Origin of the sequence: Neomegalonema perideroedes DSM 15528 (assembly GCF_000374145.1) — a bacterium.
Classification (GTDB): Bacteria; Pseudomonadota; Alphaproteobacteria; order Rhodobacterales; family Rhodobacteraceae; genus Neomegalonema; species Neomegalonema perideroedes.
Genome location: NZ_KB893654.1, coordinates 16,232 through 38,914 on the forward strand (window position 1 = coordinate 16,232; position 22,683 = coordinate 38,914).

General features: G+C 68.3%; 21 protein-coding genes. 13 read left to right on the plus strand and 8 right to left on the minus strand.

All coding sequences use genetic code 11. The features are described from left to right. Positions 1 to 28: 28 nt before the first annotated feature. Positions 29 to 904 (minus strand): branched-chain amino acid aminotransferase, encoded by an 876-nt coding sequence (locus B161_RS0107145; protein ID WP_018632683.1) that lies wholly within the window; start codon positions 902 to 904, stop codon positions 29 to 31. Positions 905 to 1,093: 189 nt separating this feature from the next. Here B161_RS0107145 and B161_RS0107150 point away from each other — a divergent pair, with 189 nt between their 5' ends. The 3 genes from B161_RS0107150 (at position 1,094) to B161_RS0107160 (ending at position 2,880) form a co-directional block, all read left to right on the plus strand. Next, a complete protein-coding gene (locus B161_RS0107150) occupies positions 1,094 to 1,624 on the plus strand; it encodes a MarR family winged helix-turn-helix transcriptional regulator (RefSeq protein ID WP_018632684.1) in 531 nt (176 codons plus the stop codon). Continuing rightward, positions 1,621 to 2,319 carry a response regulator gene (locus B161_RS0107155; protein ID WP_018632685.1) on the plus strand — a complete coding sequence of 233 codons (699 nt, stop codon included), beginning with the start codon at positions 1,621 to 1,623 and terminating at the stop codon, positions 2,317 to 2,319. Before B161_RS0107150 ends, B161_RS0107155 begins: the two co-directional genes overlap by 4 nt. A gap of 258 nt (positions 2,320 to 2,577) precedes the next feature. Further along, on the plus strand, positions 2,578 to 2,880 hold the full coding sequence (locus tag B161_RS0107160; protein ID WP_018632686.1) for a hypothetical protein: 303 nt from the start codon (positions 2,578 to 2,580) through the stop codon (positions 2,878 to 2,880). A gap of 102 nt (positions 2,881 to 2,982) precedes the next feature. On the opposite strand, the gene B161_RS0107165 is transcribed toward B161_RS0107160, so the two are convergent. The 4 genes from B161_RS0107165 to B161_RS0107180 all read right to left on the minus strand — a co-directional run bounded on the left by B161_RS0107165 (position 2,983) and on the right by B161_RS0107180 (position 7,873). Next, positions 2,983 to 3,507 (minus strand): CarD family transcriptional regulator, encoded by a 525-nt coding sequence (locus B161_RS0107165; protein WP_018632687.1) that lies wholly within the window; start codon positions 3,505 to 3,507, stop codon positions 2,983 to 2,985. A 418-nt stretch (positions 3,508 to 3,925) separates the two neighbouring features. Then, entirely contained in the window at positions 3,926 to 4,264 is a 339-nt protein-coding gene (gene fdxA, locus B161_RS0107170; protein WP_018632688.1) for a ferredoxin FdxA, read from the minus strand. Between the two features lie 53 nt (positions 4,265 to 4,317). After that, complete coding sequence (locus tag B161_RS17190) at positions 4,318 to 4,692, minus strand: S4 domain-containing protein (RefSeq protein WP_018632689.1); 375 nt, start codon at positions 4,690 to 4,692, stop codon at positions 4,318 to 4,320. A 10-nt stretch (positions 4,693 to 4,702) separates the two neighbouring features. Continuing rightward, positions 4,703 to 7,873, minus strand: a complete 3,171-nt coding sequence (locus B161_RS0107180) for a helicase-related protein (RefSeq protein ID WP_018632690.1) — start codon at positions 7,871 to 7,873, stop codon at positions 4,703 to 4,705. Between the two features lie 217 nt (positions 7,874 to 8,090). Between B161_RS0107180 and B161_RS19565 the strand changes: the two genes are divergently transcribed. The 3 genes from B161_RS19565 (at position 8,091) to B161_RS19815 (ending at position 10,502) form a co-directional block, all read left to right on the plus strand. Continuing rightward, positions 8,091 to 8,795 (plus strand): hypothetical protein, encoded by a 705-nt coding sequence (locus tag B161_RS19565; RefSeq protein ID WP_018632692.1) that lies wholly within the window; start codon positions 8,091 to 8,093, stop codon positions 8,793 to 8,795. 429 nt (positions 8,796 to 9,224) lie between these two features. Continuing rightward, complete coding sequence (locus B161_RS19410; RefSeq protein WP_157755574.1) at positions 9,225 to 9,662, plus strand: hypothetical protein; 438 nt, start codon at positions 9,225 to 9,227, stop codon at positions 9,660 to 9,662. Positions 9,663 to 9,938: 276 nt separating this feature from the next. After that, positions 9,939 to 10,502, plus strand: a complete 564-nt coding sequence (locus B161_RS19815; protein ID WP_051085744.1) for a hypothetical protein — start codon at positions 9,939 to 9,941, stop codon at positions 10,500 to 10,502. 151 nt (positions 10,503 to 10,653) lie between these two features. Here the strand turns inward: B161_RS19815 and rarD are convergent, their stop codons facing one another. Together rarD and B161_RS0107210 are read right to left on the minus strand one after the other, a co-directional pair. After that, a complete protein-coding gene (rarD, locus tag B161_RS0107205; protein WP_026310260.1) occupies positions 10,654 to 11,538 on the minus strand; it encodes an EamA family transporter RarD in 885 nt (294 codons plus the stop codon). Positions 11,539 to 11,633: 95 nt separating this feature from the next. Then, positions 11,634 to 12,239 (minus strand): superoxide dismutase, encoded by a 606-nt coding sequence (locus tag B161_RS0107210; RefSeq protein ID WP_018632695.1) that lies wholly within the window; start codon positions 12,237 to 12,239, stop codon positions 11,634 to 11,636. Between the two features lie 341 nt (positions 12,240 to 12,580). Between B161_RS0107210 and B161_RS0107215 the strand changes: the two genes are divergently transcribed. The 3 genes from B161_RS0107215 (at position 12,581) to dapB (ending at position 14,486) form a co-directional block, all read left to right on the plus strand. Further along, positions 12,581 to 12,883, plus strand: coding sequence for a hypothetical protein (locus B161_RS0107215; protein ID WP_018632696.1), 303 nt, complete (start codon positions 12,581 to 12,583; stop codon positions 12,881 to 12,883). 7 nt (positions 12,884 to 12,890) lie between these two features. Continuing rightward, positions 12,891 to 13,493, plus strand: coding sequence for a CDP-alcohol phosphatidyltransferase class-I family protein (locus tag B161_RS17210; RefSeq protein ID WP_018632697.1), 603 nt, complete (start codon positions 12,891 to 12,893; stop codon positions 13,491 to 13,493). 171 nt (positions 13,494 to 13,664) lie between these two features. Then, on the plus strand, positions 13,665 to 14,486 hold the full coding sequence (gene dapB, locus B161_RS0107225) for a 4-hydroxy-tetrahydrodipicolinate reductase (protein WP_018632698.1): 822 nt from the start codon (positions 13,665 to 13,667) through the stop codon (positions 14,484 to 14,486). Between the two features lie 2 nt (positions 14,487 to 14,488). Here dapB and ppdK read toward each other — a convergent pair whose 3' ends face one another. After that, entirely contained in the window at positions 14,489 to 17,242 is a 2,754-nt protein-coding gene (gene ppdK, locus B161_RS17215; protein WP_018632699.1) for a pyruvate, phosphate dikinase, read from the minus strand. Positions 17,243 to 17,522: 280 nt separating this feature from the next. On the opposite strand from ppdK, the gene B161_RS0107235 reads away from it, so the two are divergent. The 4 genes from B161_RS0107235 (at position 17,523) to B161_RS0107250 (ending at position 22,615) form a co-directional block, all read left to right on the plus strand. Further along, positions 17,523 to 19,166: a mucoidy inhibitor MuiA family protein gene (locus B161_RS0107235; protein ID WP_157755575.1), complete on the plus strand. Its 1,644-nt coding sequence runs from the start codon at positions 17,523 to 17,525 to the stop codon at positions 19,164 to 19,166. Between the two features lie 177 nt (positions 19,167 to 19,343). Continuing rightward, positions 19,344 to 20,399 carry a peptide chain release factor 1 gene (prfA, locus tag B161_RS0107240; protein WP_018632701.1) on the plus strand — a complete coding sequence of 352 codons (1,056 nt, stop codon included), beginning with the start codon at positions 19,344 to 19,346 and terminating at the stop codon, positions 20,397 to 20,399. Next, positions 20,396 to 21,283 (plus strand): peptide chain release factor N(5)-glutamine methyltransferase, encoded by an 888-nt coding sequence (gene prmC / locus B161_RS17220; RefSeq protein WP_018632702.1) that lies wholly within the window; start codon positions 20,396 to 20,398, stop codon positions 21,281 to 21,283. The genes prfA and prmC overlap by 4 nt, the downstream gene beginning before the upstream one ends. A 216-nt stretch (positions 21,284 to 21,499) precedes the next feature. Then, a complete protein-coding gene (locus B161_RS0107250; protein ID WP_083922920.1) occupies positions 21,500 to 22,615 on the plus strand; it encodes a DUF4167 domain-containing protein in 1,116 nt (371 codons plus the stop codon). Positions 22,616 to 22,683 lie beyond the last annotated feature (68 nt).

Consider the following 22,683-nt stretch of genomic DNA (forward strand, 5'->3'; position numbering starts at 1 on the left):
CCCCTTTGCTGCGCTCCGGCCTTGCGGCTCAGATGGAGATCTTGCCGCGCACGAGGTCGGCGTAATCCTGCACGACCTGCTTGGTCAGGGCGCCGACTTCGTAATTATAGGGCCCGATCTCGGCGACGGGGGTGACCTCGGCGGCGGAGCCGGTCAGGAAGCATTGCTCGAAGCTCTCCAGCTCGTTGGGCTGGATCGCCCGCTCGACCACCTCGACCTGACGATGACGCAGGATGTCGATCACCGTCTGGCGCGTCAGGCCGTTGAGGAAGCAATCCGGGGTGGGGGTGTGCACTTTGCCGTCTTTGATGAAGAAGGCGTTGGCCCCGGTGGCCTCGGCGACCTGCCCGCGATAATCGAGCATCAGGGCGTCGGCGTAGCCTTTGGCCTCGGCGGCGTGCTTGGACATGGTGGCGATCATGTAAAGGCCCGAGGCCTTCGCCTGAGACGGCGCGGTGTCGGGCGCCGGACGGCGCCAGTCGGCCATGGTCAGACGGATGCCCTTGAGCTCGCCCGCGAAATAAGCGCCCCAAGCCCAAGCCGCGATGGCGAGGTGGATCGTGTTCTTCTGAGCCGCGACGCCCATCATCTCCGAGCCGCGCCAGGCCAAAGCGCGCAGATAGCCGTCCGTCAGCCCATTGGCCTTGAGGACCTCCTGCTTGGCCGCGTCGATCTCCTCGACGGTGAAAGGCACCTGATAGCCGAGGAGCCGCGCCGAATTATGCAGGCGCTCGGAATGCAGGCGCGACTTGAAGATGACGCCGCCGTAAGCGCGCTCGCCCTCGAAGACGGCCCCGGCGTAATGCAGCGCATGGGTCAGAATATGGACGTTGGCTTCGCGCCAAGGGCGCAGAGCGCCGTCTTGCCAGATGAATCCGTCACGGTCGTGGAAGGGCTGGGACATCTCATGAGATCCGATATGATTGACGGGGCGTTTCCTGCGGCCGCTTGTTCGGGGGCCTTGCCCGAGCGGTAGCAGCCGACTTGATTTATGTCAATATTTATGCCCTATTTCGCGGGCCGCCGTCCGACGCCTTATTCCGCTTCGGTCGGCCTAGCGTTTCACCTGAAAAGCGATTCGGCAAGGACGCTCATGCCCGTCTCCTCTCCCGCTCCGGCCTCCGACCGCGCCGCCTCGCCGCTTTCGGCGGATCATCTGCTGTATCTGACCGATCAGAATTTGCGGCAGGGGATCGAGCTTCTGTTTTTCGCCTATCGCGACTTCACCAGCGATCCCGACGCCATTCTTCAGGAAATGGATTTCGGACGGGCGCATCATCGGGTGCTGCATTTCGTCGGGGGGAATCCGGGGCTGACCGTGGCGGAGCTGCTCGGGATTCTGCGCATCGCAAAGCAATCTTTGGCGCGGGTGCTGCGGCCTTTGCAGGATCAGGGGCTGATCGCCCAGCGCGTCGGGGAGAAGGATCGTCGACAGCGGCGCCTGTTCCTCACCGAGGCGGGGGCGGCTCTGGAGAAGCGCTTGCAGGAGGCCCAGCGTCGCCGGATGCGCGCCGCCTTTCAGGCCGCCGGACCCGAGGCCGTCGCCGGATTCCGCCGGGTGCTCGAATTGATGATCGACGAATCCGAGCGCGGCCGCGCTCTGAGCATGATCGCCCGCTCATGAAGGAGGATCCGCCGCATATCCTCGTGGTGGACGACGACGCGCGGATTCGCCAGCTTTTAGAGCGTTATCTGGCGCGTCAGGGCTGGCGGGCCAGCGGCGCCGCCGACGCCGCCGCCGCGCGGCGGCTGATCGGGTCTTTACTCTTCGATCTGGTGGTTCTGGACGTGATGATGCCCGGCGAGGACGGAATGTCTCTGGCGCGCTGGCTGCGCGAGACCGGCGGCCCTCCGAGCCTGCTCCTGACCGCGCGGGGCGAATCCGCCGACCGCATCAAGGGGCTGGAGGCCGGGGCGGATGATTATCTCGCCAAGCCCTTCGAGCCGCGCGAGCTGGCTTTGCGCATCGAGGCCATCCTGCGCCGGGCTTTTCGTCCGCCGCCGCTCACGCCTGCGCCCGAGGCTCCCGCGACGCTGAGTTTCGGCGGCCTGACCTATGACCGCCCGCGCGGCGAATTGCGCCGGGGAGAGGAGCCGATCCATCTGACCGGCGCCGAAGAGGCCATGCTCTCGGCTTTGGCGGAGCAGCCGCATGAGCCTTTGGAGCGGGCGGCGCTGCTCGGCGCGCTGGAGGCCGGAGACGAGCGGACGGTGGATGTTCTGGTGGCGCGTCTGCGGCGCAAGCTGGAGGACGACGCCGCCAATCCGCGATTCCTGCGCACGGTGCGCGGGGTGGGCTATCGCCTGACGCCGGACTAGAGCGTTTTCCAGCGCAGCCGAAACGGCTTCGCCTCGTGCGAAGGCGGCCCAGTCGAAACCTGAGCGATCCGGCATGATCGAACAAAGCCCTCAACCTTGATTTGAGCGTGCTTTCGCGACGCGAAGCTTGGTCGGCTTCGCTGGAAAGCGCTCTAGTCCGGCGTCAGGCGCAGGTATGCTCAGTGGGCTGCGTGAAAAACGCATGACGCGGCGGATCGCCTCTGGCAGGCTTCTCCTCTCGAAAAGGGGGAGTCGGCCATGCGGATGCTCGTGTTGGGAGGAATCGCCGTCTTAGGTCTGTCGGCCTGCGCGAAGGAGGCGCCGCCGCCGAATTTCGCCAATCTGGACCGCGGCGAGAGCCTCGCGCTGGAATCGGGCGGACGCGGCGCTTATGGCACCTGGCATGCGGGGCCGGATCGGGGGGAGCAAGCCACCTGCGTCGAGCCTCCGGGCGAGATCGGCGCCGAGGCTTGGCGGCGCTTCGAGGCCTGCATGGAATGGTTCAATGGTCTGACCGATCGCGCGGGCTATCAGGCGCGTCTGGGGGCCTCGGGAGAATGAAAACGCCCCGCGCCGATCTGATCGGGCGGGGCGAAGAGGCGCTTCCGGAGAAGCTGCGGGCGTCGAAGAAGAGGGCGCGATCCCGGAGGATCGCGCGAAAGCTCAGGCGGCGCGGCGCACCAGCGCGTTCTCGACGCGCTTGACGGCGTCGGTCTCGTCGATCTTCTCGACGACGGCCAGCTCGCGGGTGAGGCGCTGGAGGGCGGCCTCGTAAAGCTGACGCTCGGAATAGCTCTGCTCCTGCTGATCGTCGGCGCGGTGCAGGTCGCGGACCACCTCGGCGATGGAGATCAGATCGCCGGAATTGATCTTCTGCTCATATTCCTGCGCGCGGCGCGACCACATCACCCGCTTCACGCGGGCGCGGCCGCGCAGAGTGTCGAGCGCCTTGCCGAGCGTGTCCACGTCGGCGAGCGGGCGCATGCCGATGCTCTCCGCCTTGGCGGTGGGCACGCGGAGCGTCATCTTATCCTTTTCAAAGGAGATGACGAACAGCTCCAGCTTCGCGCCGGCGATTTCACGCTCTTCGATCAAAACGATGCGCCCGACGCCATGCGCCGGGTAAACGACGTATTCGTTCGCCCGAAAATGAGACTTTTTCTGCGCCTTGCTTGTTGTCTTCGTCATCGCGATCGCCCATAATTGTTTCGTATTGGTGCGCTTTTCGGAGCTTCCGCCAAAGCGGAAAAGGCTCCGTCCGGCGGCCGCCTTCGGGCGAAAAAAGTCGATGGACGCGCTGCGCCGACCGGGCCGCCCGACTCGACACGAAAACGCAAGACGCACGGCTTGGAGCCGGAGCGTCTTCGCCGCGTCGGGCGAATCTCGCACGTGTCCCGGAATTAGGGCGCGAAGATCGACTTATCTCACCAGATTATGGCATGATTATAGCATTGCGACAGGATTTTCTCAAGACGTGAACGCCGTCTCAAAATGAATTTTGAAATGAATTTCACTCAAATGCGACGGAAGGCCGCAAATTCCACATCCGGGCTTTCCCCCTCCCGCAAGCGCCCTGACCCTTGGGTCAGGTCCGCGCGGGAGGATCTCAATCGCCTTCGCCGGGAGTCTCGGAGAAATACTTCTCCAATTTGCCCGATTCGCCGTCATGTTTCTCGGCTTCGGCCAGAGCGGGCTTGGCCGTGGTGAGGTTCGGCCAGATCTCGGCGTATTTGCGGTTCAGATCGATCCAGGACTCCAGATCGGGCTCCGTGTCGGGCCGGATCGCGTCGGCGGGGCATTCCGGTTCGCAGACGCCGCAGTCGATGCATTCGTCCGGATGGATGACGAGCATGTTCTCGCCTTCGTAAAAGCAGTCCACAGGACAGACTTCGACGCAATCGGTGTATTTGCAGCGGATGCAGTTGTCGGTGACGACGTAAGTCATCGGGAATCCCTCAAGCTCCCGGCGCCCCGCAGGACGCCGCTTAGGCGCTGTGCTTAGGCGCGCGCGTCCTTGGACGCAAGGTCTGGTTCCGCATGATCCGATCCGATTTCCTGATAGAGCCCCTGAGCCTGCTCGGCGCCGCCGCGCCGGTCGGCGAAGGCGAGCACGCGGATCAGCGCCACGTCGCGCGCCCTGCGGATGGTCAGGACGTCGCCGGGATTCAGAGTCTGGCCCGGCTTCACGCAGCGGATTCCGTTCCGCCGCACCGCGCCTGAGGCCACGGCTTCGGCGGCGGCGGCGCGGGTGCGGAACCAGCGCGCCGCGAAAAGCCATTTGTCGAGGCGGCGCGCGCCGCCCGATTCTTCAGAGGATTCGGCGAGAGCTTCGGGCGGGGCGCTTTTGGCGCCGCCGCGTCCGTCGCGCTTCAAGGCCGGGGCCTCAAGTCTGGTCCTTCAGCCGCTGGAGCACGGCGAAAGGCGAATCGGAGGGCGCGCCCTTCTTTTCTCCGGCGGCGGGCGGCGGGGCCGCGACATAGGCGCGGGGGCCGCGATCCTCCGGCGGACGGCGCGGGCCGCCGCGACGCTCGAAGCGCTCGCCCTGAGGACGGCCGCCCTCGCCTTCGCGGCGCGGCGGACGCCCGCCCTCTCTCGGGGGGGCGCCTTCGCGCTGCGGACGATCTCCGCCTTCGCCGCGGGGACGGCGTTCGCCCTGAGGACGGCCGCCCTCGCCTTCGCGGCGCGGGGGGCGTCCCTCTCTCGGAGCGCCTTCGCGGGCTTCGCGCGGCGCGCCTTCGCGGGGGGCGCCGCCCGCGCCCGCCGGAGCGCCCGCCTGCTGACGGGGGCCGCGACGCGGTCCGCCTTCGCGAGCGCCTTCGCGGCGGGGGCCGCGCTCGGTGCGGGCGCGGGGGCTGTAGCGCAGGAGATAGAAGACTTCGATCTCTTCGCGGGCGGACTGGGCCTTCGCCTGAGGCGCGGCCTCGGCGGCCTCCGCCTCCTCAGGAGCGGCCGCCTCGACAGGGGATTCGGCGGGGGATTCGGCGGCGGCCTCGACAGGGGATTCGACCGGCGGTTCGGCGGGCGTCTCCGCGACGGCCTCGACCGGGGCGGGGGCCTCCTCCGGCGCCTCGGGCGCGGCGGCCTCGGGCGAATCGACCGCCTCCGGCGCGGCGGCTTCGGCCGGAGGCGCGTCGCTGGCGGGGGCCTTGGCGGCTTCGGGCTTGCGCTTGGGGCGCTCGCCCTTCTCCGCGACGTAGTTCAGGCCGCTCATGAGATCGACGAATTGATCCATGGTCAGGCCGGTGATGGACAGCATCTCCAGCGAGGGCTCGAATCCGGTCCGGCCGTCGAGGGTGCGGATGAGATCCGCGAGCCGCTCCAGCATGTCGATGCGGATGGCCCGCGCGCCGCTGCGCCGATAGCCCGACATCGGATAATAGGCCGCCGGAGCCGACTCGGGCGCGAGGAAGGTGACCACCCCCGCCGGAGGCGGCGCCGGGATCTCCTCCAGCTCGCCGAAGACGCCCCAGAGCGTCAGCCTCAGCCGCGCGGCGGCGGGCTTGAGCAGGGCGGGGATGAAGATCGTGTGCTGGCCGAAGCGCACGCCATGTTTGCGCAGCTGCCCGCGGCCCTCTTGATCGAGGCTTTTGACGCTGGCGGCGGCCTCGCCCGCGCGGGGCAGCACGCCGAGCGATTCGGAGAGCTGGAAGGCCACGCCGCGCGCGAGCCCGGTCATGGCCTCGTCGTTCTTCAGCGCGTTCAGCGGCTCGAAGAGCGTGGCCACGCGCCGGTCGAGCCATTGCTGAAGCCGGCGTTCGGCGCGCTCGCGGCTGACGGCCTCCAGCAGATCGTCGGCGAAGACCTTGACCTTGGGCGCGAGCGGCTCGGCGCCCTTCACGATGCGCCCGACGACCACGTTGTCCCACACGAGCCCGCCTTGCTCGGTGAAGTCGATCTCCGCGTCCGAGGCGGCGTAGAGCTTCTCCACGCGCTGAGTCAGCTCGGCGGCGACGGGGGCGGCGCTGGCGGCCAGAAGGGCCTTGAGCTGCGCGCCCTCGGCCTCCTTGTCCGGCTGAAAGCGCAGGCCCTCGATGCGGCCCACGAACTCGCCCTCGACGGCGACGGATCCATCTTTATCCACGCTCGCCACGAGCTCCTCCTTCTGCTTCAAGCGGCGCATCAGCAAGCTCGCGCGCCGATCGACAAAGCGTTGAGTCAGCCGCGCGTGCAGCGCGTCCGACAAGCGGTCCTCCAGCGCCCGGGTCGCCTCGCGCCAATAAGCGGGGTCGGCGAGCCAGTCCGGACGATGGGCCGCATAGGTCCAAGTCCGGATATAAGCCAGACGTTTCGAAATCGCGTCAATATCGCCGTCCGTGCGGTCGAGGCGGCCCATCTGCTCGGCCATCCATTCCGTGGGTATAACGCCGCCGCCGCCGCTAAGGAACGCGTAAATGCGCTCCAGAAGGGCCGCATGCTCGTTCAAACCGCTTTTGCGGAAGTCCGGCGTCTGGCAAACCTCCCAGAGCAGCTTGACGGCGGAGCGTCCGCGCGTCGAATCGCGGATCTCCGAATCGCGCAGCAGAATCTTCAGGACGCCTTCGTCGTCGGCGTCGCGGACGCGCATCAGCCCCGGCGCGGGCGGCGGCGCCTCCAGAGATTTGAGCAAAGCCTCCGGCGAAGCGAGCTCCAGCCGCGAATTGCGCCACCAGATATGGCGCACCGGATCGACGCGATGCTCCTCGATCTCGCGAATCATCTCGGGATCGATGGGACGGGCCTCGCCGGTGACGCCGAATCCGCCGTCGTTGGTGTGGCGTCCGGCGCGTCCGGCGATCTGCGACAGCTCCGCGACCGTCAGAGGCCGGTGGCGGCGGCCGTCGAATTTCTCCAGCCCCGCGAAGAAAATCTGATGGATGTCGAGATTCAGCCCCATGCCGATGGCGTCGGTGGCCACGAGGTAATCCACCTCGCCCGACTGGAACATCTCGACCTGAGCGTTGCGGGTGCGGGGGCTCATGGCGCCCATGACCACCGCCGCCCCGCCTTTCTGACGGCGCAGCAGCTCGGCGATGGCGTAGACGTTCTCCGCCGAGAAGGCCACCACCGCCGAACGCGGCGGCAGGCGCGAGAGCTTCTTCGAGCCCACCCAGGAGAGGGTCGAGAGCCTTTCGCGCTGCTGGATCTCGGCTTCGGGAACCAGCGCGCGGATTTTGTCGCGCATGGAGGCCGAGCCGAGGAACATCGTCTCCTGAAGTCCGCGCGCGTTGAGCAGCCGGTCGGTGAAGACATGGCCGCGCTCGGGATCGGCGCAGAGCTGGATCTCGTCCACCGCGAGGAAGTCGGCGCCCCAGTCGAGCGCCATGGCCTCCACGGTGCAGATGTAATATTTCGCCGTGGCCGGGACGATCTTCTCTTCGCCGGTCACCAGCGCGATCTGAGAAGGCCCGCGCGCCCGCACGAGCCGGTCGTAGACCTCGCGCGCCAGCAGACGCAGAGGAAAGCCGATCACGCCGGATTTGCGCCCGAGCATGCGGTCTATGGCGAGATGGGTCTTGCCGGTGTTGGTGGGCCCGAGGATCGCGGAGACGATGCGGGGCGAGGAGAAAGCCGTCATTGCGCTCCAGATTCGGACCCGCGCGCGGGAATCGACGGAGGGCGCGCGGCGGGCGGAGCATCCTTCGTGAAACCCTGAGAGGCAAGTCCTTTTTTGGCTCGAAACAAGAGGATTCCCAGAGTTATTGGTTCGTTTTGAGACAAAGAGCTCTTGCATTGTGTTTTTTTTGGAATATCCTTTGCTCGTCGTTAATACTTCTGCAATGGGAGATATTCCTATGGGTTCGTCCTTGGGCAATGTTGGTTTCGGTCGCGGCTTCGGCGGCTTCGGCGGCGGTTTCGGCTCCGGCTTCGGCGGCTTGAATTTCGGCGGCAACAGCCGCGGCGGCGTGAACGTCGGCGGCGTGAGCAAAGGCGGCGTGAACGTCGGCGGCATCAGCTTCGGCGGCGTGAACTTCGGCGGCCAGAGCAAAGGCGGCGTGAACTTCGGCGGCCAGAACCGCGGCGGCTTCGGCTTCGGCGGCAACCATGGCGGCTTCGGCTTCGGCGGCAATAAAGGCGGCTTCGGCGGCAGCCACGGCGGCTTCGGCTTCGGCGGCGGCCATGGCGGCAACAAAGGCGGCTTCGGCTTCGGCGGCAACAAAGGCGGCTTCGGCTTCGGCGGCAATCAGGGCGGCTTCGGCTTCGGCGGCAACAAAGGCGGCTTCGGCTTCGGCGGCAATCAGGGCGGCGTGAACATCGGCATCAACATCGGCGTCGGCGGCAACCAGGGCGGCTTCGGCTTCGGCGGCGGTCGTCCCAGCTTCGGCTTCGGCGGCAACCAGGGCGGCTTCGGCTTCGGCGGCGGTCGTCCCAGCTTCGGCTTCGGCGGCAATCAGGGCGGCTTCGGCAACCATGGCGGCTTCGGCAACCATGGCGGCAAGGGCGACCACAGCGGCCATAACCACGGCAAGGGCGGCAGCAAGCCGGGCATCGACTGCTGATTTCGTCGGCTCGATCGATTTGAGACGCGCGTCGCGGCCAAGGGCTGCGGCGCAGGGCGCGGCCTCCGTAAGGAGGTCGCGCTTTTTTCGTCGGCCCTTCGGCCGCCCGAGGCGCGCGGCGGGCCCGGAGAGGGGTGGAGGGAGGGCGTCCGAGCTTCGGCGCCATGGGGGCGAAGATCTGAACTCCTCAAGGTTCTCCATCTGGATTAGTAACATAATGGGACATTTTATCTTGGAAAAGGAATTTCACAGGATTATTATGGAACATGTCGTTAAGTTCTACCTTGGGGAGTTATAAATATGTGTTCCTTGGACGGCGTTGGTTCTTCAGGCGCTTTCGCGCATCGCTCTTCCGGCGGACGGTCCCAGTCCTGGGCGGGCTTCAATTCCAACGGCCTGGCCGCTCCGCGCGGTCAGGCGCGGGTGAGAGTGGACGCGAACGGCGTGCAGATCGGCGTTCGGAGCGGCGGGGTGCAGGTGGGCGTGCGCATCAGCGGCGCGAATCTCGGCCCGCGTCCCGGCTCTTTCGGGGGCGGTTTCGGGAGCGGCTTCGGGGGCGGTTTGGGCGGCGGCGCGAGCCGTCTCGGCTCCTTCGGCGGGCCGACGCGCTTCAACGGCTTCAGCCGCTTCAGCGGCTTCAGCGCGGGCCGCGCGAACGCCTTCAGCGGCGCGAGCCGTTTCGGGAGCTTCCGTCCCGGCTTCGGCGGGGTGGTCAACTCCATGGCTTACCGCGGGGCGGTCGGCGCGAACGGCGCGCGCGCGCTGAATCTCCGCGTCAGCCAGCAGGCTTTCGGGCCGATGAATTCTCTGGCGGGCTTCGGCCTCCAATCCGCGCAGAACGGCTGGAAGAACGCGTTCTTCTGCTGATCTCCGGCGAACCCTTCGAGTTCGTCCCTCGAAGACGTTCCGATCATGGCGCGGCTCCCGCAAGGGGGCCGCGTCGTGTTTTTGGGCCGACCTCCTCGCGGAGAGGCGGCCTTTCGCCGGGGGATTCATTCAAAATGACCCGCTCCGGAGGGGCGTATTAGGGTAAATTTCTCCTTATGTGTAAAAATGAATTATTTTGACACGAAATAAGATTCCATTTTCGGAAAATCCGGCCTAAGTTACTCATATCGGAACTTCATTAGGGGACTTACATAAATGACGATTTCCTCGAATTTCGCCAAATCCTTCGGCTCCTCCCTCTTCGGCGCGAAATCGGCGGCCTTCTGCCCGCCGACCACGCCCACGAAGCCGAGCAAGCCCTCCAAGCCGACGACGCCGACCGCCCCCTATTGCCCGCCGGTCTCGACCAAGCCGACCAGCCCCTCCAAGCCGGGCGTGAACATCGGCGTCGACATCAACATCGGCGGCGGCTACGGCGGCGGTTATGGCGGCGGCTTCGGCGGCTCCTGGGGCGGGATCGGCGGCGGCTGGGGTTCGAACCAGACCTCGAACTACGGCTTCCAGGTCGGCGACGGGAAGAACTTCCTCTCGGGCCAGGGCCAGGGCGCCTATGAGTTCGGCTTCGAGAACGGCAAGGGCTCGATCATGGGCGCGGGCAACGGCTCGGGCTTCCAAGTCGGGATCAGCGGCAAGGGCGTGAGCGGCTACGCCACCGGCACCGGCGCCTTCAACAGCTTCCAGGCGGGCGTCAACGGCGTTCTCGGCATGGGCTCCAGCGCGCTGTCCTCCTCCAAGAACCTCGCCTCGCTCTACTGCTGAGGTTTGTGAGGCTCTCCTCTCCCCTCCGGCTGGCGAGATTCTTGCTGGCCGGGAGGCTCCGAGAGCGTCGTTCTCTCCACGCGACGCAGCGGCGCGCAGCCCAGAGCAGGGGCTGCGCGCCGTCGCGGCCGTTTCGGCGGCCTTCGAAGGCTCAGAGATTCACCTGATCGGGCGCCGGGCGTCGGCCCTGCCGCCAGAGGTCGAAGCAATAAAGCCCCACCGCCGTCCAGATCACCGCGAAGGCCGCCAGCCTTCCGGCGTCGGCGGGCTCGCCGAAATAGAGCGAACAGAGAAACTGCAAGGTCGGATTCAGATAAAACAGAATCCCGATCGTGGAATAAGGCAGACGCTTGGTCGCCGTGGCGAAGAGGGCCAGAGGCGCGCCCGTGACCAGCCCCGCGAAGATCAGCAAGGCGCGGTCGCTCCAGTCGCCGGTGACGAAGACGCCGCCTGAAACCTTCGCCAGCCAGAAGATCGCGAAAGGCGCGACGATGGCCATCTCCAGAATCGTGCCCGCCATGGGGCCGACCGGCGTCAACTTGCGTAAGAATCCATAGGCGACGAAGGTGATCGCCAGATACAGCGCCAGCCAAGGCACGCCGTCGCCCGCCGCCGCCAGAGCCAGCACCGCCGCGCCCGCCAGAGCCAGAGCCACCGCCTGAAGCCGCGAGAATCTTTCCCCGAGCAGCACATAGCCCGCCCCCGCCGCGATCAGGGGATAGATGTAATAGCCGAAGCTCGATTCGGCGGTGCGCCCCACCTGCACCGCCCAGACGAAGCCGATCCAGTTGATCGAGACGAGAAAAGCCGCGACGGCGATCAGCCCCATGAGCTTCGGTTTGCCCATGGCCTCGCGGATCTGCGGGATGCGGCCGGTGAAGATCCCGATTCCAAAGAGGATCAGGCCGCCCCAGAGCCCGCGATGGGCGACGATCTCGCCCGCCGGGACATGCTCCAGAGCATGATAGAGCAATGGCGAAAGGCCCCAGCAAGCCACCGCGACGATGGCGTAAAGGAAGGGTCCGAACTTGGACATGTCGGCCTCGGCGGAGGAGAGAAGAGCGGAAAGCGCAAGGAAGAAGGCCGGACCCCGCAAGGGGACCGGCCCGGAGATCAGGTCTCGGAAGGGCTTCAGGCCGCGGCGAGGCGCGCCGCGACGTCGTCCCAGTTCACAAGCTTGTTGAGGAAGTTCTCAAGGTAGCCCTGACGCTTGTTGCGGAAGTCGACGTAATAGGAATGCTCCCAGACGTCGGAGCCGAGCAGGGCGGTCTGTCCGGCGGCGTGGAGCGGGTTCTCGCCGTTCGGGGTCGAGACCACCTTCAGCGCGCCGTTCTCCGAGACCAGCCAGACCCAGCCCGAACCGAACTGAGCGAGGCCGACCTTCACGAATTCGGCCTTGAAGCCCTCGACCGAGCCGAAGGCGCCGGTCAGGGCCGCGGCCAGAGCCGCAGGAGGCTCGCCGCCGCCCTCGGGCTTCATCCAGCTCCAGAACTGGACGTGGTTCCAATGCTGGGCGGCGTTGTTGAACAGGCCCTTGAGCTTGGGGTCGCCATGGCTGGCGCGGACCACCTCCTCCAGCGTCTTGCTTTCGAGGCCCGTGCCGACGATCAGCTTATTGGCGTTGTCCACATAGGCCTTGTGATGCAGGTCGTGATGCAGCTTCAGCGTCTCTTCGGACATGCCGGAGGCGGCGAGCGCGTCGTGAGCGTAAGGCAGGTCGGGCAGAGTGAAGGTCATGGGAGGACTCCTTATGACGGCCGGGGGCGGACGCTGCGACGAGGCGGAGCGTCCGCAGGATGCGCGGGCGGCGCGATGAAGGCCGCCCGAGTCTCTGAGCATGGGTTTGAACATCCTGAAGGAGAGGGCGCAAGGGGCTTCAGCGCCGGGCTGGCGCGCGGGTGGCGCGCGGGCGGGCGCGCGGAGAAGGCCGGGAGGACGCGAAAACGTGAGCCCGCAGGCGGACCCCGCCCCTCCGAAGGTCTTTTCAGAGCGGGGCGGAACGCCTATCTTCTCAGCAAAGGCGCGCTTGGGCGCGTCCGACGGAGCCGCAAGGCTTCAGGGAATTCAGGGAGCGACTCATGCCCAACCGGGTTTTCGTCTTCTCGACGCCGCGCGCGCCGCGCGGGATTCTGGCGACCGTGGGGGCTTTGGCTCTGGGCGCGGTTCTGATCGCGACGGCGGTGGTCGCTTCGGCGGCTTTGCTGGTGATCGGCGGCGGCGCGGCTCTGGCGCTGGGCCTTTGGGCGAAATTCAAGGGCGGCGCGCAGACCTCCGAGACTCGCGAGGAGGCTGGTCCCTTCGCGCGCCCCGACGGCGTGATCGAGGGCGTGCGCTACGCCGAGGTCCGCGTCGAGGACCGCCGCCGTCAGCCGCCGCGCTGAGGTCGGCGTGCTTGAGCAGCGTCTGAGGACGCTCGTCGATCCTTTCATGGCCCGCATGGGCCGTCGCGCCGCTTTGCTCGGCGCGCGGGCGGATTCGGTCACTTGGGCCGGATTCGGCTGCATGGTCGCGGCGGCGGCGCTGATCGCGGCCGGCTGGTCTTGGCTGGCGCTGATTCCCCTGCTCGCCGCCGGGTTCCTCGGCGGTTTGGACGGCGCCGTGGCGCGCGCCACCATCGGCACAGACCGGGGCGCCTTCCTCAATGATTCTCTGAACGCGGCCGGGCCCGCTCTGGCGATCCTCGGCTTCGGGATTCAGGTGCCCGCGGCCCATGGCGTGGCGGCGGCGGCGCTTTTGGCCGCTTGGGGGATCTGGTCGGCGACGACGCTCGCCTATGACCTCCACGCCGCGCGCCGCGCCGCCGACCGCGCCGGATTCCGCGGCGAGGCCGAGCCTTGGCCGACGCGGCGCCTCGAAAGATGGGCCGCCTTCGCGGCTTTGGGGCTGCTCTGCCTTCTGCCGGGCGTTTTCCCTTGGCTGGCGGGCCTGCTCGTCTTCATTGCGCTCGCGGCGGTGGTCGCGCGGTTCAACGAGGGGCTGGAGAGGCTCTGAGCAGAGAGTCTCTTGCGCGGCGGGCCGCGCCGCGTTAGCCCCTGAAGCGCTTTTCAGCGAAGCCGCTCAGGCTTCGCGTCGTGAAAGCGCGGCCAACGAAAATTAGAGCATTTGAACGGCCCGGTTTGTCCGGAAACCGCTCCAGCCCTCGCGCAGAGGAGAGCCCGCATCATGTCTTCGCCGATCCGCATCGCCGTTCTGGGGGCCTCGGGCCGCATGGGGCGGGTTCTGGCCGCTCAGGTTCTGGCGACCGAGGGCGCCGAGCTCTCCGGCCTCGCCGAACGCCCCGGCCATCCCTGGATCGGGCAGGACGGCGGCGAGGTTCTGGGCTTTGGGCGCAAGCTCGGAATTTTAGTGACCGACGATCCCTTGCCGATCTTCGCGAGCAGCCACGCCGTCCTCGACTTCACCGCCCCCGCCGCCACTCTGGAGCACGCCGACCTCGCGGCTCAGGCGCGGCTGACCCATGTGATCGGCACCACCGGATTCGCCCCGGAGCAGCTGCCGCGCCTTGAGGCGGCGGCGCGTCACGCCGTGCTGATTCGGGCGGGCAACATGTCGCTCGGCGTGAATCTGCTGACGCTCCTGACCAAGCGCGTGGCTCAGGCGCTCGACGCGGATTTCGACATTGAGATCCTCGAAACCCATCATAATAAAAAGGTCGACGCCCCTTCCGGCACCGCCCTGATGCTCGGCGAGGCGGCGGCGGCGGGCCGCGGCGTCAAGCTTTCCGAGGTCTCGGACCGCGGCCGCGACGGCGATACGGGCGCGCGTCGGCGGGGCGACATCGGTTTCGCCAGCCTGCGCGCGGGCGACGTGGTGGGCGAGCATGAGGTGATCTTCGCCGCCCCCGGCGAGCGGATCGTTCTGAAGCATGTCGCCACCGACCGCAGCCTCTTCGCGCGGGGCGCCGTGAAGGCCGCCTTCTGGGGCCAGACGCAAAAGCCCGGCGAATACGACATGCTCGACGTGCTGGGCCTCAAGAACGGCTGACGTCAGCTTTCGGGCGGAGCCTCCTTCGCCCGATCCGCCGCCCTGTCCGACCTGATCGCCGCCTGAGCCGCCGCCAGACGCGCCACCGGCGCCCGGTAAGGCGAGCAGGAGACGTAATCCACGCCCATCTCATGGAAATGAGACACGGCCTCGGGATCGGCGCCATGCTCGCCGCAGACCCCGAGGAGGATGCCCGGCTTGCGCGCGCGGCCCCGCGCCACGGCCAGCCGCATCAGCTCGCCCACGCCCACCTCGTCGAAGACGTGGAAGGGATCCGCCGAGAGCGCCCCCGCCGCGATGTAGTCGCGCATGAAGCGGCCCGCGTCGTCGCGCGAGAGGCCGAAGGTCATTTGAGTCAGGTCGTTGGTGCCGAAGGTGAAGAAATCGCAGTCCTCCGCGAGATCCTCCGCCCGCAGAGCCGCGCGGGGAGTCTCGATCATCGCCCCGAGCCGCCAGTCCAGAGCTTCGGGCGGCGCGCCCCATTCGTCCAGCACGCGCCGCGCCGTCTCCTCGATCTGGCGGCGCAGCAGGCTCATTTCGCTGCGCGTGGCGAGGAAGGGGAGGATGATCTCCAGAGGCTTGGGCGCCAAAGGCCCCAGATCCAGCGCCGCTTCGAAGGCCGCGCGGGCCTGAGCCTCGTAAATCTCGGGATAGAGCACGCCGATCCGGCAGCCGCGCCGTCCGAGCATCGGATTGAACTCGGCGAGATCCGCCGCCCGCGCCGCCACCGCCTCCGCCGAAACGCCGAGCGAGGCCGCCGTCTCGGCCATCTCCTCCGGGGTCTTGGGGAGGAATTCATGCAGAGGCGGGTCCATCAGCCGCAAAGCGACCGGCAGGCCCGCCATGGGCCGGAACAAGGCTTCGAGATCGGCCCTCTGCGCCGCGCCGAGCTTCTCCAGAGCCGCGCGGCGCTCGTGGGGATCGCTGGCGAGGATGGTCTCGCGCAGCGGCGTCAGGCGGCCCGTCGAGAAGAGCGCCTGCTCGCTGCGGCAAAGCCCGATGCCCTCGGCGCCGAATTTCAGCGCCTGCTCGGCTTCGGCGGGCGCGTCGACGTTGGCCCGCACCCCGAGGCGCCGCCGGGCGTCGGCCCAGCCCATGATCCGCTCGAAGGCCTCCTCCTGCGGCGGAGGAATCAGAGGCATGGCTCCGAACAGCGCTTCGCCCGCCGTGCCGTCGAGGGTCAGAGGATCGCCGCGCCGGATGATCCTGCCGCCCGGCAGACGCGCCAGCCCCTCGTTTTCGAAGATCCGCATCTCGCCCGCCCCGCAGACGCAGGGTTTGCCCAGCCCCCGCGCGATGACCGCCGCATGGCTGGTCATGCCGCCGCGGGCGGTCAGCACGCCGTCGGCGGCGTAGATGCCGCGGATGTCCTCGGGGCTGGTCTCGGCGCGGATGAGGATCGACGGACGCCCCGAGCGCGCCAGAGCCTCGGCTTCGGCGGCGGTGAAGACCGCCTCGCCCACCGCCGCCCCCGGAGAAGCCGCAAGGCCCCGCGCCGCCGTCTCGCGCCGCGCGGAGGGATCGACGCCCGGATGGAGCAGCCGCTCCAGCAGGGCGGGGGCCACGCGCAAAAGGGCCTCGTCGCGCGAGATCAGCCCCTCCGAGGCCAGATCCGCCGCGATGCGCAAAGCCGCCCGGGGCGTGCGTTGGGCCGGGCGGGTCTGGAGCAGGAAAAGCTCGCCGCTTTCGACGGTGAATTCGACGTCCTGCACGTCGAGCCGCTCGGCCTCCAGCTTGCGGCAGGCCGCCGCCAGATCGGCGTAGGCCCCCGGCGCGACCTCCTCCAGCGAGGGGGCGCGTCCCCCGAGGGCCTCGCGGGCGGATTTCGACAAAGGACGCGGCGTGCGCAGCCCCGAAACCACCTCTTCGCCCTGAGCCTGAGGCAGATATTCCCCGAAGAGCCCCGGCGCGCCGGTCGAGGGATCGCGGGTGAAGACGACGCCCGTCGCCGAATCCGGCCCGAGATTCCCGAAGGCCATGGCCTGCACCACCACCGCCGCGCCCATGTCCTGCGGCAGCTTATGCAGGCTCCGCCAGGCGCGGGCGCGGGCGCCCTCGGCGCTGGCCCAGACGGATTTGATCGCCAGAGCCAGTTGCTCGCGGGGCGAATCGGGCAGATTGGCGGCCTCCTCCTCTTCGAGGATGCGCTCGAAGCGCTCCAGAGCCTCGGCCCAGTCTCCGGCGGAAAGCTCGGAATCCTCGCGCAGGTCGCGCTCCTCCTTCAGCTCGTCGAGGGCCTCCTCGAAGAGATCCGGCTCGATGTCGAAGGCGATCTCCGCGAGGGCGGGCAGCAGCCTGCGGCGGCAATCCAGCGCGAAGGCGAGATTCCCCCCCGCCCGCATCGCCAGACCCGCCGTCGCCTCGCGCGTCAGCCCGACGTTGAGCAAGGTGTCCATCATCCCCGGCATGGAGATCGGGGGCGAGGAGCGCACCGAGACCAGCAAAGGCCGCGTCGCGTCCGAGAAGCTCAGCCCCGTGGCTTCCTCCAGCCAGCCGAGCGCGGCTTCGATCCCGGCTTCGAGCGCCGGGCCGATCTCGCCTTTGGCCGCGCGCCCCGCCTCCAGGGAAATGACGAAGCCCGGTTTGGTCGGCAGGCCCAGCCGCGCCAGCTCGCAGAGCTGCGCCCCCTTGCCGCCCAGACTCGGCGCTTCGGCGGCGGAGCCCTCGGAAAGCCCGGCCCCGAAGCGCGCGATGAATCGCGGGCGTGAGGATCGCGGGAGGGGAGGCCGGGAGGAGGAGGGGGAATTGATCGTCATGATCCCGCCTTGAATTTGCGCTTGGTTCGCTTGTGGCGCCGCCGGGACGCGGGCGCAAGCGGCGGAGAGGGGCCGCCTCATGCGGATGAACAGCGGAAAGGCGGGGCGCTTTTGTTTTTTGAGTGACGTTCAGTATATATTTGGCGTATGAACTCCGCAGCGTCGGCCTGTGATCGGGCCCGGAGCGGAGATGTGAAAAGGAGCCTTGTGAATGCGTCGTCATCTGAGTCTTCTCGGCAGCGCCGCGGCGCTTGCGCTTTGCGGAATGGGGAGCGCGGCCATGGCCGATGAATTCGAAGCCGAATCGAAGGTGGTCGCGGCCACGCTTTACCCAAGGGGCGCTCTGGTGGAGCGTCAGGCGGAGTTCACGCTGACCTCGGCGGGGCGCCATACGCTGATCGTGCCGGGCCTGCCGCAGAATTTCGACCGCGCCACCCTCCGGGTGGAGGGCGAGGGCGAAGCCGCCTTCAGCATCCTCGCCATCGACGAGCGCGCCGCCGACGTCGCGGCGCTGCAAACCCGGCTGGAGAGCGAGCGTCAGCGCATTTTCGACGCGATTCAGGGGCTTGAGGATCAGAAAGCCTATGCGCGGAACGCCCTCGACGCCGCCGAGGCGCAAAAGCGCATGATCGAGGCCATGATCCAGAGCCAGACCGACGCCCGCAGCCGCGAGAAAGGCGCCGCCACGGTTCCGGTCGAGGATTGGGCGGAGTTCTGGCGCCTCACCGGCGAGGGGATCAAATCCGCGCAGGACTCGCGCGTGCAGACCGAAGTCGAGATCCGCAACATCGACCGCCGCATCGAGATGCTCCACGCCCAGCTCAACGAAACCTCCTCCGGCGCGTCGGACGCCTCGGTGCTGGCGGTGGACGTGACCGCCGAGGCGGCGGGCGAGATCACGCTGGTCCTGCGTTATCAGAGCGAGGAGGCGCTCTGGCGCCCCGTCTACGACGCGCGCCTGACCATGGGCGAAAAGCCGACCGTCGAGCTGACCCGCCGCGCCATGGTGCTTCAGACCACCGGCGAGCCTTGGGAGAAGGTGGCTCTGACCCTCTCCACCGCGCGGCCTTCGGGCCGCTCCGCCGCGCCGGAGCCCTATTCCTTCGAGGCCGGGCTCCAGCCTCCGCGCCCCTCGGTCGGCATGGGCGGCGGCGGCATGGCGGCGATGCGCGGCATGGCGATGGAATCGGCGGCTTTCGCGCCTCCGCCTCCTCCGCCTCCGGCGCCCATCGCCATGGCGGATTCCGCCGATCTGCGTCAGCGCAAGGCGGCCGTGGTGGTCGGGGCGGCCAGCGAGATGCAGGGCGAGACGGTGAGCTTCCGCATTCCCGATCCGGCGGATTTGGGCGGCGACGGCGCCTCCAAGCAGCTGCTGATCGGCTCGGAGGAGAGCCCCGCCGAAGTGGTCCTGCGGAGCTCGCCGCGCCTCGATAAATCCGCCTATCTTCAGGCGAGCTTCGTCAACGGCTCGGCGGCGCCGATCCTTTCGGGCGAGGCGAGCCTTTATCGCGACGGCGTCTTCGTGGGCCGGTCCTCTCTGGGGCGCGCCGCTCCCGGCGACAAGGCCAAGGTCTCCTTCGGCCAGAGCGACGCCGTGCGGGTCGAGTTCCGCATCGTCGAGGTCAAGGCCGAGGAGGAGCGCATCTTCCGCGCCGAGAAGATCACCAGCCGCCGTTTCGAGCATAAGCTGGAGAATCTGACCGATCAGCCGCAGAAGATCACGGTTCTGGACGCGGCGCCCTTCACCGAGGACGCGCGGATCAAGATCAACCTCGTCTCCGACCCGGCCCCGACCGCCCGCGAGGTCGACGGGCGGCGCGGCGTGGTCGCCTGGGAGATCGAGCTGAAGCCCCGCGAGACCCGCGTGCTGAAATTCGGCTACGACGTCTCCTTCCCCTCGACGGAGACTCTGCTTCTGCCGTGAAAAGCTCTGGGCGGCGCGCTGGCGGGCGCGCTGCTGCTTTTGGCGTCCATCGCCCTCTGGGCGCGGCGCCTCTGAATCGCGATCCGGCGGCCTCCTCTCCGCGCTCCCTTCCGCGCGGGGGGAGGCTTTCCGCGAATCTAACTTGACGCGCCTCCTCCCGCGCAGGCAGATGCGCGCATGATCGCAGACGACCTCCTTCGACGGCTCATCGAGCGTTTCGAATATCTCGAAGCGCGTTTGTCCGGCTCGCTCTCGCCCGAGGACTTCGCGGGCGTGATGAAGGATTACGCCGAGGCCAAACCCGTCGCCGAGGCCGCCGGGCGCTTCCGCCGCCTGACTCAGGAGCTGGCCGAGGCCGAGGCCCTCGCGCTTGATCCCGAGATGCGCGCCCTCGCCGAAGAGGAGCGCCGCCGCATCTCCGGGGCTCTGCCCGAAGCCGAGCATGCGCTGAAGCTGGCCCTTCTGCCCAAGGACGTCGCGGACGAACGCTCCGCCATTCTGGAGATCCGCGCCGGAACCGGCGGCGAGGAGGCCGCGCTTTTCGGTCAGGATCTGGCGCGGATGTATCTGCGCTACGCCGCCCTGAAGGGCTGGAGCGTCGAGGCCATGGAGGAATCGGCCACGGATCTCGGGGGGCTGAAGGAAGGCGTCTGGCGGGTGAAGGGCGAGGGGGTCTTCGCCAAGCTGAAATACGAATCCGGGACTCACCGCGTGCAGCGCGTGCCCAGCACCGAGGCGGGCGGACGCATCCACACCTCGGCGGCCACCGTGGCCGTGCTGCCCGAGGCCGAAGAGGTGGACGTCGAGATCCGCGAAGAAGATCTGATCCTCGACACCATGCGGGCCTCCGGAGCGGGCGGCCAGCATGTGAATAAAACCGATTCCGCCGTGCGCCTGACCCATAAGCCGACGGGAATCGTGGTGGTCTCTTCGGAGAAGTCGCAGCATCAGAACCGCGCCCGCGCCATGGAGGTCTTGCGCGCCCGGCTCTTCGACCTCAAGCGCCGCGAGGCCGACGCCGCCCGCGCCGCCGAGCGCAAGGGACAGGTCGGCTCCGGCGACCGCTCGGAGCGCATCCGGACCTATAATTTTCCTCAGGGCCGCGTGACGGACCACCGCATCGAATTGACGCTCTATCGCCTTCAGGAGGCGCTGGACGGCGCGCTGGACATGCTCATCGAGCCTTTGACCGCCGCCGATCAGGCCGAGCGCCTCGCGGCGCTGGAGGAATGACCCGCGCCGAAATCTTACGCGGGGCCGCGGCGCGGCTCAGGGCGGCGGGGATCGAGGAGCCCCTGCGCGAGGCGCGGATGCTCCTCGCCGAGGCCGCAGGCTTCGACCGCGCGACCCTGACGCTCCGGCTGGAGGAGCCTCCCGCGCCCGAAGAGGCCGAACGCTTCGAGGCTTGGGTCTCGGCCCGCGAAGCCCGCCGCCCCATGGCGCAGATCCTCGGGCGGCGCGAATTCTACGGCCGCGCCTTCCGCGTCACCTCCGACACGCTGGATCCCCGCCCGGATTCCGAGGCTCTGATCGAGGCCGCCCTTGAGGCTCTGCGCCGCCGGGGACTCGCCGCGCCGCGGATTCTCGACCTTGGTCTGGGGACGGGCTGTCTTCTGCTGACTCTGCTCGCCGAGCTTCCCGGGGCGCGGGGCCGGGGGATCGAGGCTTCGCCCGCCGCTCTGGAGGTGGCGCGGAGCAACGCCGCCGCTCTGGGGCTGGAGGGCAGGGCGGATCTGCGCTCCGGCGACTGGCTGACGGGGGTCGAGGGGCCTTTCGATCTGGTGGTCTCCAATCCGCCCTACATCCGCGAGGAGGAGCGTCCCGAACTGGCGCCCGAGGTGGCCCGGCACGAGCCCGCCATGGCGCTCTTCGGCGGCGCCGACGGTCTGGAGGCCTATCGGCGGATTCTGGCGGATCTGGCGCGGGTTCTGGCGCCGGGGGGCGCAGCGGCCTTCGAGCACGGCCATGAGCAGCGCGCAGCCCTGACAGCCCTCGCCGAGGCCCATGGCTTCGCCCTTGAGGAGGCCCGCGACGACGCCGCAGGCCGCCCGAGAGTCCTGATTTTCCGGCGTCAGGGGGAAAAAACGTCCGAAATGACGGAAAACGCGCCTTTTTGACCCATCTCCGGATCGGAACGCTTGTCAGCGGCGCGGAAATCGCTATAGACTGCGCGTCAAGAGGAGCCGCCGGCGAGGGGCCTCCTTGCGACAAGCGGGTCGCGGACGCAAGCGCAAGACGCGCGCGTTCTTTTCCGCTTAACCGTATTTCGCCTAGAGTTTTGACGAGATCGGCGCCGCAAGCGCCCGGTCGGTCGTCACGCAAGCGATGGTTTGATGAGACAATCCATAAAACCCCAGAATCTCCGCGGCCCCCGGGGCAAGATCGGCCGCAAACCCATGGGGCCTTCGCTCAATCGGGTTTATGAAAGCTCCGGGCCTGACGGCAAGGTGCGCGGCACCGCCCAGCAGATCATCGAGAAATACGAATCCCTGGCGCGCGACGCCGCGACTTCGGGGGATCGGGTGGCGTCTGAGAATTATCACCAGCACGCCGAGCATTACACCCGCATCCTCCTCGCCGCGACCGGCGCCTATGAGGATCCGCCCCGCCGTCCGGCGGAGTTCGGCGAGGCCGGCGAAGAGGCCGCCGAAGCCGAGGGCGCCGAGGAAGGCGCTTACGAAGACAGCGATCCCCGCGAATCCCGCCCGCCGCGTTTCGAGCCGCAGCAGGATCGTCCGCGCCAGCATAACGGGAACGGAAACGGCGCGGGCAACGGCGCCGGGAACGGCGAGCCGCGCCGCTTCGACAATAATCGGGGCCGCGACCGCAACAACGACCGTCGTTTCGACCGCGACCGTCCTCAGCGCGGCGAATACGGCCAGCGGAACCGGGACGGCGGACGCGAGGGAGGCCGCGAAGGCGAGCAGCGCCCTTACGACCGTCAGCAGAATCCCGACTTCGCGCCCCGCGGCGCCGACCGCAACGGCGAGCGCGGAGACCGGGGCTACGACCGCTCCGCCCAGAGCCGCGATCCGCGTCCGGGCTACGGCGAATCCTACGACGCGCCCGCCGCGCCGACGGGCTTCGGCCATCCCGAGGCGGCGCCCGCCTTTCTGAATCCGCCGCTTCAGAGCCCCGCGGAGCCCGCTCCCGCGCCGCTCGCGCCCCCTGAGCCCCCCGCGCCGCGCTTCGAGGCGCCCGCTCCGGTCCCGGCGGCGCCTGAGCCCGAATTCCGGGCGCCTGAGCCTCCTTCCGCCGCTCCGGCTCCGGCTCCGGCCGAAACCCCGACCGAAGAGGCGCCCGCGCCCAAGCGCCGCGCGCGCATCGTCCGGGCCGAGACCCCCGAAGGCGAAGCGCCCGCGCCCAAGCGTCGGGGACGTCCGCGCAAGGTCGACGCGGCCGCCGCAGGGGAGGCCGCCGAAGCGGCGCCTCAGGGCGAGCCGGAATAAGCCTCCGGGCCTCTGACGGCCTGGTTTTCGGACAGGCGTCTTCTCCAGAACGGAGGAGGCGCCTTTTC

Excerpts from the sequence above, each read along its gene's own strand:
- B161_RS0107145 (WP_018632683.1), bottom strand. The coding sequence starts at position 904 with ATGTCCCAGCCCTTCCACGACCGTGACGGATTCATCTGGCAAGACGGC.
- B161_RS0107150 (WP_018632684.1), top strand. The coding sequence starts at position 1,094 with ATGCCCGTCTCCTCTCCCGCTCCGGCCTCCGACCGCGCCGCCTCGCCG.
- B161_RS0107155 (WP_018632685.1), top strand. The coding sequence starts at position 1,621 with ATGAAGGAGGATCCGCCGCATATCCTCGTGGTGGACGACGACGCGCGG.
- B161_RS0107160 (WP_018632686.1), top strand. The coding sequence starts at position 2,578 with ATGCGGATGCTCGTGTTGGGAGGAATCGCCGTCTTAGGTCTGTCGGCC.
- B161_RS0107165 (WP_018632687.1), bottom strand. The coding sequence starts at position 3,507 with ATGACGAAGACAACAAGCAAGGCGCAGAAAAAGTCTCATTTTCGGGCG.
- fdxA (WP_018632688.1), bottom strand. The coding sequence starts at position 4,264 with ATGACTTACGTCGTCACCGACAACTGCATCCGCTGCAAATACACCGAT.
- B161_RS0107180 (WP_018632690.1), bottom strand. The coding sequence starts at position 7,873 with ATGACGGCTTTCTCCTCGCCCCGCATCGTCTCCGCGATCCTCGGGCCC.
- B161_RS19565 (WP_018632692.1), top strand. The coding sequence starts at position 8,091 with ATGGGTTCGTCCTTGGGCAATGTTGGTTTCGGTCGCGGCTTCGGCGGC.
- B161_RS19815 (WP_051085744.1), top strand. The coding sequence starts at position 9,939 with ATGACGATTTCCTCGAATTTCGCCAAATCCTTCGGCTCCTCCCTCTTC.
- rarD (WP_026310260.1), bottom strand. The coding sequence starts at position 11,538 with ATGTCCAAGTTCGGACCCTTCCTTTACGCCATCGTCGCGGTGGCTTGC.
- B161_RS0107210 (WP_018632695.1), bottom strand. The coding sequence starts at position 12,239 with ATGACCTTCACTCTGCCCGACCTGCCTTACGCTCACGACGCGCTCGCC.
- B161_RS0107215 (WP_018632696.1), top strand. The coding sequence starts at position 12,581 with ATGCCCAACCGGGTTTTCGTCTTCTCGACGCCGCGCGCGCCGCGCGGG.
- dapB (WP_018632698.1), top strand. The coding sequence starts at position 13,665 with ATGTCTTCGCCGATCCGCATCGCCGTTCTGGGGGCCTCGGGCCGCATG.
- ppdK (WP_018632699.1), bottom strand. The coding sequence starts at position 17,242 with ATGACGATCAATTCCCCCTCCTCCTCCCGGCCTCCCCTCCCGCGATCC.
- B161_RS0107235 (WP_157755575.1), top strand. The coding sequence starts at position 17,523 with ATGGCCGATGAATTCGAAGCCGAATCGAAGGTGGTCGCGGCCACGCTT.
- prfA (WP_018632701.1), top strand. The coding sequence starts at position 19,344 with ATGATCGCAGACGACCTCCTTCGACGGCTCATCGAGCGTTTCGAATAT.
- prmC (WP_018632702.1), top strand. The coding sequence starts at position 20,396 with ATGACCCGCGCCGAAATCTTACGCGGGGCCGCGGCGCGGCTCAGGGCG.
- B161_RS0107250 (WP_083922920.1), top strand. The coding sequence starts at position 21,500 with ATGAGACAATCCATAAAACCCCAGAATCTCCGCGGCCCCCGGGGCAAG.